Origin of the sequence: Sorangium aterium, from assembly GCF_028368935.1 — a bacterium.
Lineage (GTDB): Bacteria > Myxococcota_A > Polyangia > Polyangiales > Polyangiaceae > Sorangium > Sorangium atrum.
Map to the genome: position 1 here is coordinate 1,296,281 of NZ_JAQNDK010000004.1, position 18,523 is coordinate 1,314,803.

An 18,523-nucleotide genomic window follows, 5' to 3' on the forward strand; every position below is an offset into this window, starting at 1 on the left:
GTGGCAGCGCTACGTTAGATGTGGGTGTCGCGGTGAGCGCTGGTTCGGCGATCATGAGGGGATTGGTGGTCGTCACGGTGGCGACCGTGGTCTGTTCTCCTCTCTGCTTCGCGCTGCCCTGCAATGATGGCGCTGGCCTGTTCGCGCTGCCTGCGCCGCGCGTCTCGCGCGTCTCGCGCGCCGCCGCGCCTCCCGCCGTACCCGATGGCTCAGGATGGCTCCCGGCGCGGGTCGCGCGCGCCTTCTCAAGGACCGTCGCGCGGGTGGCGCGTTCGGGCATCGCCCCGATGTTCCTTGGCCTGCACGGGTTCGGTGTGACCGTGTCCGGCGAAATGTGATGAATGCAGCTACCGCGGCTGCAACATGCGCTTTGCTGCTCCGCTGAGTGAGCGCGCCGATCGCGACGAGCGCTGGTCGCGCCCGTCGGCTCGAATTCGCGCTGTGGTGACCGCTGAGTCTGGATTGCGGCGCTTCTGGAGACATCGTAGACCGGGGAGTCTATGAGCTCGACGCGGAGGGCGAGGAAGGAGGAGCAGAAGGAGGAGCGGCGGCGGTTCATCATCGACGCAGCCTGGCAGCTGTTCCAGGAGACCGCCTATTCCGAGGTCACCATGGCTCAGGTCGCCGAGCGCACCAGCCTCGCAAAGGGCACGCTCTACCTCTACTTCACCACGAAAGAAGAGCTCTTTCTCGCGGTCGTCGATCAAGAGCTCGCGAAGTGGTTCCACGATGTGGATATCCATCTGACGCATTTCTGCGCCTCCCGCGGCGACGCGAGCCCGGCGCGCCCTCGGCCCTCGCGGGCCCGCCGCGACGCGTCTGGGGTGTCTGGCGCGCCTGCCGAGGACGCCTCGGCGAGCGTCGCCTCGATCCTGTCGACGACCCTCGCCGCGCGCGACGCGATGACACGCTTGCTCGGCATCCTCCACAGCGTGCTCGAGCAGAACGTCAGCTACGAGGCCGCGCTCCGCTTCAAGCTCTCTCTCCTGGGTCACGTCGAGCGCACCGGGGTGCTGCTCGAGCGGTGCCTGCCGTCGCTCGCTCCCGGCCATGGCGGCCCGACCCTCATCCGGATGTACGCCCTGCTCATCGGGATGCGCCAGGTCTGCGATCCCAGCGACGTGATCCGCGATATCCGCAGCCGCCCCGATATGGGCCTCTTCCGGATCAACTTCGGCGAGGAGATCCGGGCATCGTTCGCGCTCCTCCTGAGCGGCGCGAGCGCGCCGCCGCTCGCGTCCGGGCGGCTCGGCGCCCCGGCCCTCCCCGGGTTGAGCTCAGCGGAGCGGCGCCGCCCGGAGGGGTGAGGGGCGCGCGTTCACCACGGATCCCGCGCCGACATGGGCGGCAGGTGATCGGCGAACGGCTGGTTGAGGATGCGGGCGATGACGGACTTCCACGTGGTCGCGTCGTTCTCGAAGTCCTCATGCCGCCGCGCCTCGGAGCCGTGGGGAGGAGGCCTCGTGTTGGGTCCCTTGATCCACTCCGCCCTCGGAAACACGACGGGCCGATCGTCCTTGGTCTCCGTGAGGAGCGAGAGGACGTCGGCGTTCTCCGGATCGAGGAGCCCCGCCTCCATGCCGAGCAGCGAGACGCCGCTCGTGCCGGGCACCCGCGGGCGCCGCTCGAGAGCGTTCGACACCAGGTAGAGGAGCGACCTGCCGTACACCTCGCAGTGGTCCTGGAGCTCCGCTTCGTCCGTGAGCGTGAACAGGGCGAACCGGCGCACCATGCCGCTCTTGATGGGCGGCATGTACGTGTCGCGGAACGCGTCCAGGGCGCTCGCCGGCGCGAGCAGGGAGAGCGACTCGATGGGGAGCCCGAGCCCGAGCTGACCTCGCATCGGGCCGCCCTCGATCTTCTTGCCCTTCTCCGAGGTGACAAGCTGGACCAGCGGCGCGAGCAGGAACGTGCCGCTCGAATGGGCGACCAGGTGGAGCTCGATCTTCGGATCGCTGTCCATCAGCGACGCGAGGCGGCCGATCATCTCGCGCAGGCCGCCGTGGTCGGCGTCCATCGTCGCGTCGCCCGCGGCCAGCTTCATGCGGTCCCACTCGGCCTTGCCGCCCATGCGGCGGACGAGCGGCTCGAGGGCGTCGTCGCGCCGATCGATCATGAACCCGAACGCCCTGGGATCGTAGCCGTCGTGGCGGCGCCCCTCCGTGGCGCGATGGAGGATCTCGAGGAGGCGCGGGTAGTGGTCGGTCTCCCAGAGAAGCTCGATGGGGTAGATCTCGTGCCCGAGCAGCTTCGGCCGGAGGCGCGACATCCGGTTGATCGCGTCGATCTGCCGGCGCAGCCCGCCGCCCGCGATCAGGACGAGCCGGCGGCGCTTCCAGGTCGCGGTCGCGCTCAGGAAATCCTCTTCCATGATGATGCGGACGTCCTCCGACGACGTGCCGTAGGCTCCGCGCTGCTGGAGCTGGCCGTGCATGTCGACGCTGATGAGGTGCGGCCGCAGGCTCGCGAACGTCCGGCTGGTGGACGTGAGCGGGCGGAGCGAGCGCGCCTGGTTCAGGCGGATCGGGACGCCGAGCCGCCCGACCCACGCGTCGAAGCCGTATTGGAGCCAGTCGTCGTAACAGAGTCGACCGAAGCCGCCCTTGCCCCAGCCGACACCCCACGAGTTCTGGAGCCAGAAGCCCTCCGCGTCATACCCGATGATCGCGAACGCGTGACCGCCCCAGGGGGCGATGAAGGGATTCGTCCTGTCGACCGTCGGGATGATGCCGCTCCTCTGGGTCCCATAATACCAGCCGTTGAACGGGATCAGCGCGGAGGCCGCGATGATCCCGACCTCCGCGAGGGCGCTGTGCATCGCCGGGAGATCCCTGTGGTTCACCCGTTGATACAGGCCGAGCGGCCGGAGCATCGCGTCCACCGCGCGCTCCGGCGTGAGCGTGCCGTGGAGATCGTTCGCGTCCCACGGCCAGTGCTCATAGGAGCAAATACCGTGTTTGTGCCAGCCCTTCATGGCGCCCCTCAGGCTGGATCCCCTCGCGTCGTCCTCGCCGGGGTACTCGTCGTAGCGGCGCGCCATCGTGTACACCATGTTCTGGCTCACGAGGCTGCGGTCCGGCGAGACCCTGCGCCCGCGCAGCAGGTAGTGCGCCACGGTGGCGACCGTGAAGCCGGTGCAGCCGTTGTTCTTGCCCTGGTCGAGCACGGGCACGCCGTACTCGACGAAGCGCTCCGGGGGCATGATCGGAGGCACTTCCACCATCGTGGGGCGATAGAGGGTGTCGCGGAAATCGAGGACGTCAGCGCGCGCGTCGGTCGTGATGTCCCCGTGACGCCCAGCGAAACGCTCGGAATCGATCATGGTCTCTGATCTCGTGAAGTCGCTGAGTGTCGCACGGGCGGCGCGCGGGGCAAAGTCGGCGGCGCCCGCCCCCTCGGACGAGGCTGCTCGTGCTAGCGTCGCCCGAGTCGGCGCCGCCAGCGCCGTCCGGAGGTGGGATGAGCGAGGACAGCCGCGCAGGGGGAGGCGAGGGCGCGCGAGGCGCCGTCGAGGCGGCGCTCGAGGCCGAGGTGCTGCGGCGGCTCGCGTCGTTCCGGGCCCGGCTGGGGAGCGGGCTCGGTGCGCTGTTCGATGAGCTCGCCGCGCGCCTCAGGCTGTTCGAGGGTGAGCCGGGCGACGGCTACTTCTCGCACCCGACGGCGCTCCCGGTGCTCGAGCTGCCGCTCTGGGTCGCGACGCGTCCCGGCGGGCCGCCGCTCGCGCGGGACGCTGGATCGCCGGCGCTTCCGCCGCTCGCCGTCGATCTCGCCGAGGCGGCAGCGGTCGGGTACCTGCATGTCCGGATCGAGGACGACCTGCTGGACGAGGGGGTCGGTGAGCCTGCAGCGACGGTGCTCCTGTCCGGGGCGTTGTTCGCTCGCCATCAGACGTTGCTCGCCCGCGTGCTGCCCGGCGGAAGCGCGTTCTGGGGCCTCTTCGAAGAGGTCTGGCTCGGGTACGGCGAGGCGATGCTCCTCGAGCGGCGGCTCCACCGCGGCGCAGGCCCGCAGGACGGCGCCACGTTCCGCCGGGTGCTCGCCCGCTCGCGCCCGCTCGTGCTCCCGGCGGCGGCGGCCCTGTTCGCGCTCTCGCAGGCCGAGCACCTGGCCGCCCTCGAGGAGTTCGTTTCCGCCCTCGTGGCAGCGCATCAGCTGTTCGCGGACCTGCTGCACGCCGAGAAAGATCGTGATTTTGGTAACACGACGTATGTGCTCTCCAGGATCTGGGCGCTCGCTGCGGCGGATGCGGCGCCGCCGAGCGGGGACGTCGTCTCTGCCGGGCCTCGTCGCGATCAGGAGATGCGCAGCGCGACGGCGCTGCGCGCGCGGCTGTTTGCGCGCGGCGGCTTCGACGCCATCCTGGAGGAGGCGCGTTGTGAGCTCGCTCGCGCCGAGGTCGCCGCCGGGGCCCTCGGGCTACCGGAGGCTGCGCGTTTCTGCAGGGAGCGCGAGCAGTACATGGTCGCGATCCAGCGGCGGGTATTCCTCGCGTTCTTCAGCGCGCTCGCTGGCGACGCGCGATGAACCGGTATGCCGCGCGCGGACGCAACACCCCCCGAGGACGCGCGGACGCGCCTGCTTGTACTTGCTAGCCGTTTGGAGGTCTCCTAGCCTCCCGGGCGAGAAAGCGAGGAGTCGTGACGTCGAAGAAATCAGAGGCAGAGCTCATCGGTCGTGCCGTCGTGGATTCGAGCTTCCGTCAGCAGCTCCTTGCCGATCCCGAGCGCACCATCCAGGCGGAGGGATACGACGTCGGCGCGGAGACGCTCCAGCGCATCCGGGATGCCGCGACCTCGACGCCCGAAGCGGTCGATGCGGCCATCGCGGCCGCGGCGCGTGAGGGCGGAGTCGGTATGTGACGTTGTCCCCTGCTGGAGGGGTGACCGCCGCCTGGCCATGGCTCGACCCGGGTGACCGGGCTGCGTGCGAGCGCGCCTGGTCGGCGCTTCTACCGGGGGGGGCGCTTCAGCGCGGTGAAGCGGCGTGGGGAGCGCTCGCGATCGAGCGCGGCGTGGGCGCACCGCCCGGGTACAGCATCCCGTGGGCCAGCTGGGCGCTGCGGCTTTGCGGGCGGGCGTCTGCGCCCGACGCCGCCGCCGATGCCGCCGTGGCGGTCGCCGCGGTGGCCGCCGGGGGCATCGAAGGCGCTCCGGACGCGCTCGTGCGGGGCGCGATCGCCGCGCGTCTCCTCGCGCGGCACGCGGACGACGCGCGCGCGCACGGGTGGCTCCTGGGGCTGGCCGAGCTGGCGGAGGCTTCATGGCGCGAGAACCCGGTGATCGAGATCGACGGCTCCGGCGCCCTGGCGGCGCCCGCCGCCGCCGGCGTGCGCGAGGCCGTGGCCCTCTGGACGGCGCCCGCGCTCGTCGCAGGCGACGATCTCGCGCCCGCCCGTCGCTTCGGAGAGGCCGTGGCCGAGCCGATCTGGCTGCTGGACGGGCTCGTGCGCCTCTGGATCGATCCGATCGCTCCTGACCTCGCAGCGCCGACGCTCACGCCGCTCTTCGCGCTCTGGCTGCGCGGCGCGGGGCTCGCTGCTCCGCTGCTCCGCGCGCTCTCGGGCGAGCGCGCGTCCCGCGTGCGCCGCGGCGAGATCCACAGCCTGCTCGCGACCCGCCCGTACCGCGCCGCGCTCGCCGCGCGCATGCAGGAGGCGCTCGCGTCGGCCCGTGAGGTCGTGGCCGCCTCTCCTCGAACGAGCCCGAGCGCGCGCGGCCTCGCCGAGGCGCAGCGCGAATTCCTCGACGCGCTCGGCGAGCGCCTCCGCTTCTTCGAGGGGCTGATGTCTTTCCGCGATCTCCTCGGCACCGGCGCGGCGCTCGGGCCGCCGCGCGCGCAGGGCGAGCCGGCGCCGCCCGACGAGGCGCGCGCGGATCTGCAGGCGGCGGTCGCGTTCCTCCTGGACGCCGCGCCGTGGCGCGAGTCCTGGGAAGTGCAGCGCTTCGGCGTGCTCGGGTCGAGCGAGCAGCCGGTCGGGCATTGGTTCGTCCGGGCGACGATCCTGAGAGCGCTGCTCGAGATCGGGGAGGTCGGGCGCGACGTCCGCGCCGACGCCGCGGCGTTGCTCGATGAGATCCCGGCGGGAGAGCTCCGCTATTTCGGCGGGTTCCGCGACGTCCCGCCGGACGCCGACCTCCTCGGCGTCGTGCTCGAGCTGGTCGCCGAGACGGGCGCCGCGAAGGAGCGGGCAGAGTCGTGGATCGAGGTCATGCTGGCCAACGTGGGTGAGGACGGCGTCGTTCCGACCTGGTTCTACCGCGGGCCCGCGGGGCCGACCACGCCGGGCGTGGCGTGGGCCGGCGACGACTGCGCGACCGTCCGGCTGAACCTCCTCGTGGGCCTGCTCTCGCTCGACGCGGAGCGGTTCGCGCGGCTCATCGACGCGAACGCGCGGCGCGTGCTCGACGCCGCCTCGGAGGGCGGCATCGAGGGCGCTTGCTTCTACGATGCCTCGTACACGGACCTCGCGTTCCTCCGCTTCGCGCGGCTTTACCGGGAGAGGGCGGGGGACGCGCGGTGGGCCGACGACGTCGCGGCGGTCGAGGCCTCGACGCTGTCGCGGATGCTCCGATCGCAGCGGCTCGACGGCGGCTTCGGGGCGCCGCTCCGCACGGCCGCGTGCCTCGACGGAGCGGCGATGAGGGAGCGGCCCGATCCGCTGCTCCTCACGCGAGGGCTGCGCTACCTCGGCGAGCGCCAGCTCGTGGACGGCTCCTGGCCTGCGGAGCCGCTCTACCGGTTGCCCATGAAGCGCGGTCGCGAGGGGCTCCACCAGGGCAGAGCGCTGACGACCGCGCTCTGCGCGCGTGGGTTCGCCGCGGCGCGGTCTCGGCTGCGGCGCGGAGGGGAGCGGCGCACATGAGCATCGAGAAGTCGCCCGAGATCGTGCGGATCATGGAGGCGCAGGAGATGCGCGGGGAGCAGATCGTGAACCACATCCGGTTCGCGTTCGCGCTGCTCAGCGCCGCCACCTTCATGCACGTGTGGCGGATCAACACCCCGGCCGCCAACCAGATCTTCGCGATCCTGAACGGCGGGTACCTCGCCTACTCGCTCGTGCTCTACACGTTCTTCCGGCTGCGCCCCGGCGTCTACGTGGGCTGGCTCAAGTACGTGAGCATCTTCGTCGACCTCGCGCTCCTGACGCTCACGGCCCTGGGGACGGCGAGGAACCACTCGGGGATCATCGAGTACTTCACGAGCTACCTCGCGACCGTCTACGTGCTCTGGAACCTGATGTCGGGCTTCCGCTACAGCCTCGCGGCGTGCCTGTACTCGGCGGGGCTGTCGGCCGTCTTCAACTCGATCGTGCTCGCCGTCACGGTCGGCTCCGGCGCGGTCCCGATCAGCTCGGTGTCCGTCCACGGGAAGAACGCCATCAACATCGCGGACCAGTGCCAGCAGATCCTCTTCATCGCGCTCCCCGGCGTCGTTGCCGGCATCATCGCGCGGATGTCGCGCAACCTGGTCGTGCGGGCCGAGGTGGAGTCCATGGCCCGCCTCCGGCTCGAGCGCGAGAAGCAGGAGCTCGGCCGGTATCTATCGAAGGATCTCGTCGACTTCGTCCTGTCCGATCCGAGGCGGCTCAAGCTCGGAGGAACGCGGCGGCACGTCTCGGTGATGTTCACCGACATCCGCAACTTCACCCCGCTCACCGAGTCGGTCGAGCCGGAGGCCGTGGTCTCGTTCCTGAACGAGTACTTCACGGAGATGGTCGACATCGTGTTCCGCTACGGGGGCACGCTCGACAAGTACATCGGCGACGGCCTGATGGCGGTGTTCGGCGCGCCGCTCTCGGTCGAGGACGCGCCGAAGCGCGCCGTGATCGCGGCGATCGAGATGGTGCAGGCGCTCGAGCGCATGAACCAGCGGAAGCTCCTCGGCGGCGGCGAGATCCAGATGGGCGTCGGGATCGCGACCGGCACCGTCATCTCCGGCAACATCGGCTCGCTCCAGCGCATGGAGTACACCTGCATCGGGGATACGGTAAACACGGCCGCCCGCCTCGAGCAGTTCAACAAGGAGCTCGGCTCCAAGATCATCATCTGCCAGACGACGTACGCGACCCTCGACGACTCCATCCCGGCGCAGCCGACCGGCGCGCTGAGCATCCGAGGCAAGAGCCGTCAGGTCCACCCGTACATCGTGGACCACATGGATCTCTCTCCGGCGCGCCTGGGCGAGCTCCAGCGAGAGCTCCTCTCGAGGGCCCGTCCCATGGACTCGATGCCGCCGCGGGCGCCGGCCGCCCTTCGCAGCAAGGAATAGCCGGAGGCTCGCGGCACGCTCCGCGATCGGGTCGAGGGGGTCACGAGGGCGTGGCGCGGAAGCGCCGGACGCGCGCCGAGCCGGGGCCGCCGTCCTGCGTCGACAGGCCGAGCGCCGTGCGCGCCGGCGCGTGGAGGCGCTGGAGGACGCGATCGAGCAGCCGGAGCGCGCCGTCGCTCATCTTCACGCCGCGCGGCGAGCGGTAGCCGAACGCGACGCCGTCCACGACCTTGTACGCGTTCTCCGTGGGCGAGGCGGGGCGCATCTCGACGACCAGCGCGCCGTCGCGCGTCTTCATGATGACGACGATCTCGCCCGGGCGCGCCGAGGCCTCCACGAACGTCCACCCGCCGGAGGTCGCCTCCTTGATCCCGAGCTCGAGCACGCGCTGCAAGTCCTGGCCTGCAGGCGCGAGCGTCGTCGCGCCTTCGACCCGGATCTCGGCGCCCGGCGGGACCACGCCGCTGCCGAGCGGCATCGCGGGCCGCCGCATCTCGCGAGGCCCGGGGAACGACCACATGTCCGGCGTGATCTCGCCGCCTTCGCGGTAGGCCATCTCGATGAGGCGGCTGCGCTCGCGAGAGAGCGCGTCCTCGGACCAGCCGAGGCAGGAGCGCATCATCAGCGTGAACGGGTCGAAGCGGAGCTCGAACGAGGCGGGCGCGCGGACCATGAGGTCGTCCGGGAGGACGAGGCTGTGGAAGATGCGGACCTTGCACGGGAGCTCGCGCGCGCGCTCGAGCGTGCGCCGGAACGTGATCGGACCGTCGCCGGGGAGGCCGAGGAGGATGTCCACCTCGATGTCCGTGAACGTCGAGAGCTCCTCGATCACCTTCGCGAACTTCGACTCCCTGAAGGGGCGCTGCGTGCCGTCGCCCGTCTCCTTGTTGAGCGGCGGCAGCCGCGCGTCGAGCGAGACGCGCGCGACGCCGCGGAGGAACTCGAGGTGCTCGTCGTGCACGTGCTCCGGATCGATCGATGCCGTCAGCGTCGCCTGCTTGAAGAAGCCGACCTGCTTCTCCGCGGCCACCAGGTTCCGGAACGCCTCCGCGCTCAGGTTGAGCGGGGCGTCGACGATCTGCGCGCCCGGCGCGCCGGCGGCGCGGAGCGCGCTCAGCTCTTCGACGAGGTAGGCCTCGGAGAAGACGCCGCCAGCGTCGCCCGTGGAGACGCCGCACGTCGCGCAGCTCATGGCGCCCCCGCGGCAGATCTCGAGCGGGACGATGCGATCGCTCGGGAGCAGCTTCATCCGGATCGGCGAGGGGAGCTCGTCGGGCGCCACATAGGGCGGTTCGCCTGTCGAGACCCAGCCGCCGGCGGTGGAGACGTGCAGCCCCGGCACAGCGCGCAGCGCGTCGGGAGAGCGCTCGCTCAGCCGGACGATGTTCCGGAACGTGAGCTCGTTGCCGTGCACGAGGGCGTCGATGCAAGCGGTGGCGTCGCGCCAGGGCGCGAGCGCGAACATCGCGGGGCGCGCGAGGGGCCCGCAGAGCGCGATCGTGCGCCCCGGCCGGTTGCGCTGCAGGTGGCGCGCGACCTCGATGAACGTGGGGAACGACCAGACGTGCGCGGCGAGGCCGACCACGTCCGCGTCCACGGTCTCGACCTCCGCGACCCACGCGTCGAGATCCCTCGTCTGCGCGTCGATCACGTGGATCGGCACGCCGGCGAGGTCCGGATCGGCGAGCAAAGAGGCCTCGACACGACGGACTCCATGGCTGGACGGCGCTCCCCCACCGTCCGGCATGGTTGGCTCCATCGCGAGTAGCGCGACGCGGCGTTCGCCAGGCATCCATGGGAGTCTACCAGGGTGTCTCCCCTGTCGGGGAGTCCGTTCGCGCTCTCTGTCTGCTCGCGCTCTTCGCCGCCCTGGTGCCCCCCCGGTGCCCCCGGTTCCTTGCGCCCGGAGTTGCTCCTTCTGCCCGGAGTTGCATCCGGCGCGCAGTCGGGCTTTCATACTGCCCTGGGCGGGAGAGGGGGAACGGAACGTACCGGATCGGCGGACAGCGGCGGACTGTCGGGCTGCGCACTTCGCGGCGTGGTCGTGGGGGTGGCGCACCGCGGCGAGCGCTCCGGTGTGTCCGGGCGATTCGTCACCCCGGGCGCATCACCGAGGTTGGTTGCGCTGCGCTGGCCAGTGGAGGCTCGGGCAGCGTCGAGCGCCCATCCAGTCCTCCCCCAGCATGGGGAAGAGAGGGCGCGCTGCCCTGGCGAGCGACCCCCGCTACTGAAGAAAGCCGAGGGGAGCCATGTGTGGCAAGCACGTGATCCTGGTTGCGGAGGACGACGTTGACACTGCGACGATGCTGGAAGAGCTCCTGACCCTGGAAGGGTACGAGGTCGAGCTGACCGCGACCGCGCGCGCGGTGCTCGATGCGCTCGCGGAGCGGCGCTTCCACGCGGTCCTCCTCGATCTGACGATGCCGGGCATGACGACGGACCGATTCGTCTCCGAGATCGAGGGGCTCGGCACGCCCTCGCCCCTCATGATCTTCTCGGCCCGCCTCCCCCACGAGATGCAGGCGATCGCCGAGCGGCTGCATGCGGCCGCGCTCCTCCCGAAGCCGGTGGACATCGACGTCCTGCTGGGCACCCTCTCGAAGGTGGTGCTCGGCTCGCTCGGCTCGACAGACATCGACCGTTGACGCTGCCCGTTCGGACCACGCCGCGAGCGCCTCGGGCCGTCGTTCCGGCGGACGCCAGGCTGCTGCGCCCCTCGGCGTCGGTGGTAGGATCGCAGCTCATGACGTGGTGGATGGCGACCAAGCCGTGCTGCGCTCACCCTGGCTGGCCGCAGATCGGGTACAGAGCGGCTTCGCCGGAGCGCGACCGTGCTGTAACATCGGGCTCGACCGCCGACGATCGATCCCCGTGATGCGTACGCCCGAACCCGCCTGCCAGAGCTGCCCGGCTCAACCCACGTCGACCTCGCGCCCCTGCATGGCGGCACGAGCGACGCGGGAGCGGGCTCCGCTCCAAGGCGCCTTTGCGGCGCTGATTGCCGGAGAGAGACGTAGAGAGACCTTCATGCGCCCCCTTCCTCGCAGAACGAGCCCGATCAAGCGGAACCCGAGCAGGGATTCAGGGCTTTCCCTGTTTCGCCGTGACGTCAGGCTTTCGCATAGTGGTTGATGCACCGTGCCTGCCACTCCCTTGAAGAGGATCCTCGTTGTCGATGACGATCCGGATATTCGAGAGACCCTCGCCGAGCTCCTGCAGGAGGAGGGGTACGCCGTCGCGTCGGCGGCGCACGGCGGCGAGGCGCTCAGCGCGCTGAGAACGGATCCGAGACCCGGGCTCATCCTGCTCGATCTCATGATGCCGATCATGGATGGCTGGCAGTTCAGGGCGGAGCAGAAGAAGGATCCGGAGCTCGCCGCGATCCCGGTGGTGATCATCTCGGCGACGGGCCGCGACGAGTTCGTGTCCTCGCTCGGCGCAGCGCAGTTCCTCAAGAAGCCGATCAACCTCGAGCAGCTGCTCGCCGCGGTCGAACAGCACTGCCGGTGACGGCGCGCCTGTTCGTCTACGGCACGCTGATGCGCGGCGAGCGCGCGCACGCGCTGCTCGGGCGCGCGCGTTGCCTCGGGGACGCGCGCACCGCCCCGTCGTTCGAGCTCGCCGATCTCGGCGCCTACCCGGCGCTCGTGCGCGGGGGCTCGGTCGCGGTCCTCGGGGAGCTGTACGAGCCGGACCCGGAGGCGCTGCCCTCGCTCGACCTCTACGAGGACTGCCCCGACGTCTTCAGGCGTGAGCCGATCGAACTCCACGGGGGCGCGCTCTGCGAGGCCTACCTGATGCCCGCCGGGCAGGCGATGGGGTGGCCTCGGATCGCCTCCGGGGACTGGCGGACACGGCGGCGATGAGCGCGTCAGCCGGGGCCGGAGCGGCGCGCTGGCCGCACCCCGGGTGGAGCGGCCGGGTCGATCTCGGGCGCCGTCCTGTCCTCGACGACGAGCAGCAGGGCCGGGAGCTCGCCCTCGTCGGCCTGGAGCCGGAAGGCTGAGAACGAGAGCGTCCTGCGGCCGGCGTGCGCGAGCACGGCCTCGAGGTGGAAGTCGACGAGCGCGGCGCGGCGGTGGAGCACGTCCCGGAGCTGCTGCTCCAGCTGCGGGGTGTTCCATCCGGCATCGATGGCCGAGAGCGATCGTCCCTCGATGTCGCCGAGAGGGACCATGAACTGCTCGCAGTAGCGCCGGGTGACCGCCCGGATCCGGAGCTCCCCGTCGAGCAGGAGGAACGGATGGCGCAGCACCTCGAAGACGGCGGAGAGGCCGTCGCGCGCGCCCGCGAGCTCGCGCGCGGCGCTCCTCGGCGCCTCGCTCTCCAGCCAGCAGATCACCGCGCCGTCGACCTCGTCGTCGGTGGTCCGGGAGGGGCGCGCCCGCATGAGATAGCAGCGCCCGTCGCGGTCCTCGACGTGCCGTTCGACGGTGCTCCTCTTGCCGAGCACCTCGGCGACGACGGGCGCGATGTCGGCCACGCTCCTCGACTTCACCTCGAGGATGGATCTGCCCACGTCGCTCGCGGCGAGGCCGAGCAGCTTGTCGGCGGCGCCGGCGACGCGGCGGATCCGCAGGTCCGCGTCGACCATCAGCATCGGGATGTTCATGTCGCCGAGGAGCTTGCGCAGCTCGTCGTTGGCGAGGCCGAGCGCGACGTTGCTGCTGCGGAGCTCCTCGTTGATGGTCGTGAGCTCCTGGTTCGCCGACTGGAGCTCGTCGTGGGCGCCCTCGAGCGCGTCGTTCACCCTCTGCAGCTCGTCGTTGCTCGCGAGGAGCTCGTCGTTCGTGCACAGGAGCTCTTCGTTCGTCGCCTCGAGCTCATCGATGAGCGACTGGAGGTACTCCCTCGTGGTCACGAGCTCCCTGCGGAGCTGGACGATCTCCAGATCCTTCTGGGCGTCGCTCGGGGCCGGGTCGCTGCCCGGCCGGTCCAGCCTCGCGGCGCCCGACTCGGAGAAGGTGACGAGGAAGCAGCGCCCTTGCGGGAGCCGCACCTTGAGCGGCCAGACCTCGACGTCGACGTCCCGGATCTTCTCGTCCTGCCTGACCTTGATCTGCTCCCTGCGGGCCATCGCGCCCGAGCTCATCGACGCGTCGATGGCGGCCCGGATGCCGAGGACGAGCCCCTCTCGGGCCATCTTGAAGAGGTGCAGGCTAGCGTCGCCCGGTGACGGCTCGAGGTAGGGCCCCGTCTTGCCCCGGAACTGGACGATCTGCATCTCCTCGTCCACGACCACGCCGGCGGGGGCATAGCGCGCCATGACGATGGCGTCGGCCTCCCTGCGCACCGCATCCATGCCGAGCCCCTCGGGCTCCCGCGGCCTCTCCGTCGCCAGCGCGACCACCGGCACGCCGGGCAGAGCGGGCGCGGCGAGGGCGAGCGAGTGGGCCGCCTCCGACGCGGCGCGCTTGCAGAAGATCCTGTGGGTCCTGTCCACGACCCCGAACAGATCGGGCGTCGCCGTGAGGCTCTCGGACGAGCCGAGGAGCAGGAACCCGGTGGGCTTGAGGGCCTGGTGGAACGTCTGCAGCAGGCGGCGCTGCAGGCTCGGCTCCAGGTAGATCATCAGGTTGCGGCAGCTGGTGAAATCGAGCTTCAACAGGGGCGGGTCGGCCGCGGCGTTGTGGCGCGAGAAGACGCACAGATCGCGGACCGATTTGTTGACCTGAAAGCCGCCTTGTACCCTGACGAAGAAGCGGCGCAGCCGGCTGGGCGAGACGTCCATCGAGATGCTCTCGATGTAGATCCCGGCCCGCGCCTGCTGGATGGCGGCCTCGCTCAGGTCGGTGCCGAAGATCTGGATGGCATGATCGGTCGCGTCGGCTTCGAGGAATTCGAGCAACGAGATCGCGAGAGAGTAGACCTCCTCGCCCGTCGAGCAGCCCGGCACCCAGATGCGAACAGGGGAGTCCTGCGGCCTGCTGTGCATGAGCACCGGGAACACGTGGGTCTTCAGCGCGGCGAAGGCGCCCGGATCGCGGAAGAACGTGGTGACCTTGATGAGGAGGTCTTGGTAGAGATCCTCGATCTCGCCGGGGTGCGCTTTCAAGTGCTCCAGGTAGTCCTGGAGGGTGGCGAGCCGGTGGAGCGTCATTCGCCGCTGGATGCGCCTCCTCAGCGTGCTCTTCTTGTACTGGCTGAAGTCGACGCCCACCGCGGCGTGAAGCAGCCTCAGGAGCTTGCTGAGATCGGGGTCCATTCCGAGGGGCGCGCCCTGCCTGAGCCATGGAGCGAGCACGTGCCCGGGGCGACCCATCCGCACGAGCTCCGCCGCGATCTCCTCGACGCTGAGGACGAAGTCGACGCCTCCGGCCGCGATGGCGCTCCGCGGGAGCGCCGGCCGCTCGGCGCCGCGCGGGTTCTCCGCGAAGGTGACCCCGCCCTCGGCCTTCACGTCCTTCAGCCCCAGCGCGCCGTCGCTCCCGGCGCCGGACAGCACGACGGCCACCGCGCCCGACCCGAGCTCGCCCGCGAGCGAGCGCAGGAAGAGATCGCCAGGGCCCGGGCCGCCCTCGCCCCGCGGCGCGAGGTCGACGCGGAGCCCCGCCAGCGTCGCCTGCGCCTCCGGGGGCAGGACCTGGACACGACCAGGCGCGAGCTTCATCCCCGATCGGAGCTCGGTCACAGGGAGAGGGCTGCTCTGCGCCACGAGCTCGAGGAGGGGGAGCTCCCCTGGATCTGCGCTGTAGATCAGAACGAGAGAGAGGCTCGTATCTCTGCTGGGCAACCGCCGGAGGAGCTCCGCGATCGCGTTGCGTCCGCCGGCCGAAGCGACGACACAGACCACGGGAAAGCGCAGCTCGCCCTCGGGGCGCGGCTCGACCGCTGCGGCGCCCTCGCCGGCGCCCTGGAGCGGGACCGGCGCCCGCCCCGGCGCGGATGCCCTGCCGGCCTGGGGCGCGGCGTCGCTCTGGCCCGGTGCCCCGAGTTGCGTCCGGCGTGACTTCTTCTGTTCGGGCATTGTCGGCTTGAACGGTTGGGCGCTCTCTCACGCGTCTCGCTATGGCGAGAGCCTGACAGGGACTAAGCCAGGGTTCCGGTGGGCGGTCGGTCAACGATGGCTGTCGTCGTCCATGTCGCGCATGGGACACGGCGCCTCACGGTCATCTCACCATATCAGCGCGCCCCTTCCAGGCGCTTCAGGAGTTGCTCGAGCCGCTCGATGATGTGTGCGGATCGGTCGGATACCATTCGGGCAGAATCATTGAGCCTCCTCAGGGTCATCTCATCCATCCTCCCGCCGGGCTGGAGCCTGGTCAGGGCCTCCAGCGCGGCGTCGTGGCGCGCTCGGGCGACCTGGGCTGCCGCGATCGCGCGGCGCAGGCGTGCGCGCGGCGGCTCCGGGTTCTCGACCCCGGACCATCTCCTCTCCGGTGGAACGTGCCGGGCTTCGCCGTCGGATCGCGCCAGGTGATCGAGGGGCGCCGCGAGCGGCGGCGCCGGCGCCTCGGGCGCCGCGAGCAGCGCGGGAGCCTGCGCCCCTCCCAGCGATCGATCTGCCCCGCTCCCCGCGTCGTGCGTGCGCTCCGCGCGCTTGCCATCGGTCGGAAGGCGGACGTCGACGCTGATCTGCCGATCCTCCCCGGACTCTCCGGCCTCCTCCCACCCCCGTTCGTCGACGATCTGCCTCGTCGCGTCGTTGACGAGAAAGACCTGATCGGCGTCGTGGAACCGCTCTGCCCGGAAGGACCGCAGCTGGAACCGCGCCGTCTCGAGCGAGCGGATGTGCCTCATGAGCGCGAGCCGCCTGCCCCGGAAGCGAACGTAAATGCTGTAGCTGGTCTGGGGCGCCATCTCTATCGCCTCGTGGGCCCGGTCGCGTTCTCGGCGTGCGTCCTGCTCGCGGTCTCACGCCCCCGGTACCGCCGTCAGGAGCACCAGCCTCCCGGCGGTCTGCTCGGCCGTTCTGCAGGCGGTGCGCACGAGCTGCCACTCTTCCTTCACGAGCTCCGCCATGAGCGATCTGTCCTGACACAGGGCTTTGCTCAGCGACTCCTCGGCGTCGTCGCCGAAGGAGAGCACGCGTATCGCGATGGCGAGCGCAAAGTCCTTGGTCAGCCGGACGCGCAGGTCGACGTCCGGCGTGGAGACGTGGAGCGCGTGCTCGGCGAGGGCGATCTCGATCCTCTCTGCAATCGACCTTGCGGTGTCCGCACGCCATTGGATCGATCGGCAGGTCTGCCGGAGCAGCTCGTGGATTAACCGTCTATCACGACCCGTCTGTATGCCCATTCCGCCCCCCTCGACAGTTCCATTCCTTTGCGGAGAGCCGTCCAGAGAGTGTCCGTGACCGGCCAGAGCGCGCGACGGTCAGCCTGGCGCGATGGAACGGGCAGGACCGCTCCCCAAGGCTGCGCTCTTCCCGAGTTGCCTGGTTCCCCTCCGGCCCCCCGATCCACCCCCTCACTGTCCTGCCGAAAATTCCTGCCGAAAATCCCGTTGACTGTTAGCTGTAGCTCAGCTGCTGCCCGACCGACCGCTAGGGCGATGTGGAATCGTTCGTCAGGGATTCCCTGTAAGCTGTCCTGATACCGCCGGGTTTCCGGCCATTTCATTCAGGCAAAGCCCTACGACTGGCGGCGGACTGGATCGTGTTTCCAAGGCTCCTGCTGTATCGGCGCTTCCGACGGCTCCAACGTTTCCGATGAAGGCGGAGTGCGCCGACGACCGCGGGAGCGCGGTGCGCCCTCGTCAGCCAGGTCGCCTACGTCGTCTTCGCCTTGGAGCGCCGGCGCTCGCTGCTCGACGCCGAGGCAGGCGCCGGATCGGCGGTCTGCCGCGCGCTGCGCGGGGGTGCTTCCATGACCGACTGGTCAGCGACGGCGCGCACCTCCGGGGCGAGCAGGCCGTGCGTGAAGAGCTGGAGCACCTGCGCAGCCCAGGCCGCGATGTCCGGCCTGCACGGCGCGTCGATGAGCTTGCGCACCAGGCGATCGAAGGCGCCGGACATGAGCGCGGCGATGACGCTGGGATCCAGATCGCGCCGGTAGAGGCCGATGTCGATCGCGTACCGGAGGCGGCCCTCCACCTGCCGGGCGACGCGCTGGGCGAACTCGTCGATCAGGTAAGCGTACGGAGTCCCACCGCCGCCCGCCAGCATCATCCTGAGGAGCGCCCGGTTCTGCCAGCAGAACTCGAGCACCTCCATGTCGTGGGCGAGGAGCCGCTTGAAGTACTCGTTCACCGACGCTCGCTCGGCCTCGAAGACGACGGGCGGCGGCTCCACGCAGTCGGCGAGGCGCGCGATGAAGGTCTCGACGATCTGCTTGAAGCAGTCGTCCTTGCTCTGGAAGTGCAGGTAGAACGCGCCCTTCGAGACGCCCGCGCGCTCGGTGATGTCCTCGACCCTCGCGGCGGCCAGGCCGCGCTCGGTAAAGGCAGCCTCGGCGGCGCGGAGCAGCTCGATCCTGGCGCGGCGATCGGCGAGGCGGGGCATTCTGACTGGTCGGTCAACGTCGGAGGACCGTGGCACTATGGGAAGGCTGCCGGAAGCCGTCAAGACGCTCGTCGGCCGCGTTCCTCGCGACGCGGCGCGTTCGACCGCGTCGCATTGCGCATGGCACGAGCGATGCTGCGGAGGCGGTCATGGCCACCGTGGCGAGACGAAATGCAGCAGGGCGCGGCGTCGGCGAGGCGACGGCGGCGGCGCTCGTCCCCAGCCCTCCCTCGTTGCCGAGCCTGCGCGAGGCCGCCGCGCGGTGCCAGGCGTGTCCGCTCTGGGAGCGGGGGACGCAGACGGTGTTCGGCGAGGGCGCGGCGCGATCGGACGTGCTCCTCGTCGGCGAACAGCCGGGTGACAAGGAGGACCTGGCCGGTAAACCGTTCGTGGGCCCAGCGGGGCAGCTGCTCGATCGCGCGCTCGAGGCGGCGGGGATCGAGCGGCGCCGGGCGTACGTGACCAACGTGGTGAAGCACTTCAAGTGGGAGCCGCGCGGCAAGCGCCGCATCCACGTGAAGCCGGACGCGCGCGAGATCCGCGCGTGCCTGCCGTGGCTCGCCGCGGAGATCGCGGTGGTGCAGCCGGCGATCGTGGTATGCCTCGGCGCGACGGCGGCGCAGGCGCTGCTCGGCGGCTCGTTCCGGGTCACGCGCGAGCGCGGCAGGATCGTTGCCTCGCCGCTCGCGCCGCGCGTGCTGGCGACCGTGCATCCCGCGTCGATCCTCCGCATGCCGGACGAAGCGACGAGGCGAGCCGAGCTCTCCCGCTTCATCGAGGATCTCGCGGTGGCGGCGCGCGCGCTCGGCTGAG

Annotated in this window: 16 protein-coding genes; 10 read left to right on the forward strand and 6 right to left on the reverse strand. The window is 70.7% G+C overall.

Going from position 1 to position 18,523, the window contains the following annotated elements; all coding sequences use genetic code 11:
- Positions 1–53 precede the first annotated feature (53 nt).
- The gene (locus tag POL72_RS36345) at positions 54–338 is read left to right on the forward strand and encodes a hypothetical protein (protein WP_272101401.1); all 285 of its coding nucleotides are present in this window, start codon (positions 54–56) and stop codon (positions 336–338) included.
- Positions 339–500: 162 nt separating this feature from the next.
- Positions 501–1,307, forward strand: a complete 807-nt coding sequence (locus POL72_RS36350) for a TetR/AcrR family transcriptional regulator (RefSeq protein WP_272101402.1) — start codon at positions 501–503, stop codon at positions 1,305–1,307.
- Between the two features lie 11 nt (positions 1,308–1,318).
- Here POL72_RS36350 and POL72_RS36355 read toward each other — a convergent pair whose 3' ends face one another.
- Positions 1,319–3,322, reverse strand: coding sequence for a C1 family peptidase (locus tag POL72_RS36355; RefSeq protein ID WP_272101403.1), 2,004 nt, complete (start codon positions 3,320–3,322; stop codon positions 1,319–1,321).
- 137 nt (positions 3,323–3,459) lie between these two features.
- Here POL72_RS36355 and POL72_RS36360 point away from each other — a divergent pair, with 137 nt between their 5' ends.
- From POL72_RS36360 to POL72_RS36375, 4 genes are all read left to right on the forward strand, one after another.
- Positions 3,460–4,524, forward strand: coding sequence for a geranylgeranyl pyrophosphate synthase (locus POL72_RS36360; protein ID WP_272101404.1), 1,065 nt, complete (start codon positions 3,460–3,462; stop codon positions 4,522–4,524).
- Positions 4,525–4,637: 113 nt separating this feature from the next.
- Positions 4,638–4,859, forward strand: a complete 222-nt coding sequence (locus POL72_RS36365; protein WP_272101405.1) for a Franean1_4349 family RiPP — start codon at positions 4,638–4,640, stop codon at positions 4,857–4,859.
- A gap of 152 nt (positions 4,860–5,011) precedes the next feature.
- Positions 5,012–6,862 (forward strand): hypothetical protein, encoded by a 1,851-nt coding sequence (locus tag POL72_RS36370; RefSeq protein ID WP_272101407.1) that lies wholly within the window; start codon positions 5,012–5,014, stop codon positions 6,860–6,862.
- A complete protein-coding gene (locus tag POL72_RS36375) occupies positions 6,859–8,268 on the forward strand; it encodes an adenylate/guanylate cyclase domain-containing protein (protein ID WP_272101408.1) in 1,410 nt (469 codons plus the stop codon). The genes POL72_RS36370 and POL72_RS36375 overlap by 4 nt, the downstream gene beginning before the upstream one ends.
- Positions 8,269–8,308: 40 nt before the next feature.
- On the opposite strand, the gene POL72_RS36380 is transcribed toward POL72_RS36375, so the two are convergent.
- Positions 8,309–10,015, reverse strand: coding sequence for a B12-binding domain-containing radical SAM protein (locus tag POL72_RS36380; protein WP_272101409.1), 1,707 nt, complete (start codon positions 10,013–10,015; stop codon positions 8,309–8,311).
- A 502-nt stretch (positions 10,016–10,517) separates the two neighbouring features.
- On the opposite strand from POL72_RS36380, the gene POL72_RS36385 reads away from it, so the two are divergent.
- The 3 genes from POL72_RS36385 (at position 10,518) to POL72_RS36395 (ending at position 12,134) form a co-directional block, all read left to right on the forward strand.
- Positions 10,518–10,913: a response regulator gene (locus tag POL72_RS36385; protein ID WP_272101410.1), complete on the forward strand. Its 396-nt coding sequence runs from the start codon at positions 10,518–10,520 to the stop codon at positions 10,911–10,913.
- 493 nt (positions 10,914–11,406) lie between these two features.
- Positions 11,407–11,778, forward strand: coding sequence for a response regulator (locus tag POL72_RS36390; protein WP_012234363.1), 372 nt, complete (start codon positions 11,407–11,409; stop codon positions 11,776–11,778).
- Entirely contained in the window at positions 11,775–12,134 is a 360-nt protein-coding gene (locus tag POL72_RS36395; RefSeq protein WP_272101411.1) for a gamma-glutamylcyclotransferase family protein, read from the forward strand. Before POL72_RS36390 ends, POL72_RS36395 begins: the two co-directional genes overlap by 4 nt.
- Before the next feature lie 5 nt (positions 12,135–12,139).
- On the opposite strand, the gene POL72_RS36400 is transcribed toward POL72_RS36395, so the two are convergent.
- From POL72_RS36400 to POL72_RS36415, 4 genes are all read right to left on the reverse strand, one after another.
- Positions 12,140–15,235 carry a CheR family methyltransferase gene (locus POL72_RS36400; RefSeq protein ID WP_272101412.1) on the reverse strand — a complete coding sequence of 1,032 codons (3,096 nt, stop codon included), beginning with the start codon at positions 15,233–15,235 and terminating at the stop codon, positions 12,140–12,142.
- A gap of 155 nt (positions 15,236–15,390) precedes the next feature.
- The gene (locus tag POL72_RS36405; RefSeq protein WP_272101413.1) at positions 15,391–16,068 is read right to left on the reverse strand and encodes a hypothetical protein; all 678 of its coding nucleotides are present in this window, start codon (positions 16,066–16,068) and stop codon (positions 15,391–15,393) included.
- A gap of 54 nt (positions 16,069–16,122) precedes the next feature.
- A complete protein-coding gene (locus POL72_RS36410; RefSeq protein ID WP_272101414.1) occupies positions 16,123–16,506 on the reverse strand; it encodes a hypothetical protein in 384 nt (127 codons plus the stop codon).
- Between the two features lie 472 nt (positions 16,507–16,978).
- A complete protein-coding gene (locus POL72_RS36415; protein WP_272101415.1) occupies positions 16,979–17,710 on the reverse strand; it encodes a TetR/AcrR family transcriptional regulator in 732 nt (243 codons plus the stop codon).
- 149 nt (positions 17,711–17,859) lie between these two features.
- On the opposite strand from POL72_RS36415, the gene POL72_RS36420 reads away from it, so the two are divergent.
- A complete protein-coding gene (locus POL72_RS36420; RefSeq protein ID WP_272101416.1) occupies positions 17,860–18,522 on the forward strand; it encodes a UdgX family uracil-DNA binding protein in 663 nt (220 codons plus the stop codon).
- Position 18,523: the final 1 nt, after the last annotated feature.

Excerpts from the sequence above, each read along its gene's own strand:
- POL72_RS36355 (WP_272101403.1), bottom strand. The coding sequence starts at position 3,322 with ATGATCGATTCCGAGCGTTTCGCTGGGCGTCACGGGGACATCACGACC.
- POL72_RS36405 (WP_272101413.1), bottom strand. The coding sequence starts at position 16,068 with ATGGCGCCCCAGACCAGCTACAGCATTTACGTTCGCTTCCGGGGCAGG.
- POL72_RS36400 (WP_272101412.1), bottom strand. The coding sequence starts at position 15,235 with ATGCCCGAACAGAAGAAGTCACGCCGGACGCAACTCGGGGCACCGGGC.
- POL72_RS36385 (WP_272101410.1), top strand. The coding sequence starts at position 10,518 with ATGTGTGGCAAGCACGTGATCCTGGTTGCGGAGGACGACGTTGACACT.
- POL72_RS36360 (WP_272101404.1), top strand. The coding sequence starts at position 3,460 with ATGAGCGAGGACAGCCGCGCAGGGGGAGGCGAGGGCGCGCGAGGCGCC.
- POL72_RS36380 (WP_272101409.1), bottom strand. The coding sequence starts at position 10,015 with ATGCCGGACGGTGGGGGAGCGCCGTCCAGCCATGGAGTCCGTCGTGTC.
- POL72_RS36350 (WP_272101402.1), top strand. The coding sequence starts at position 501 with ATGAGCTCGACGCGGAGGGCGAGGAAGGAGGAGCAGAAGGAGGAGCGG.
- POL72_RS36345 (WP_272101401.1), top strand. The coding sequence starts at position 54 with ATGAGGGGATTGGTGGTCGTCACGGTGGCGACCGTGGTCTGTTCTCCT.
- POL72_RS36415 (WP_272101415.1), bottom strand. The coding sequence starts at position 17,710 with ATGCCCCGCCTCGCCGATCGCCGCGCCAGGATCGAGCTGCTCCGCGCC.
- POL72_RS36420 (WP_272101416.1), top strand. The coding sequence starts at position 17,860 with ATGGCCACCGTGGCGAGACGAAATGCAGCAGGGCGCGGCGTCGGCGAG.
- POL72_RS36375 (WP_272101408.1), top strand. The coding sequence starts at position 6,859 with ATGAGCATCGAGAAGTCGCCCGAGATCGTGCGGATCATGGAGGCGCAG.
- POL72_RS36410 (WP_272101414.1), bottom strand. The coding sequence starts at position 16,506 with ATGGGCATACAGACGGGTCGTGATAGACGGTTAATCCACGAGCTGCTC.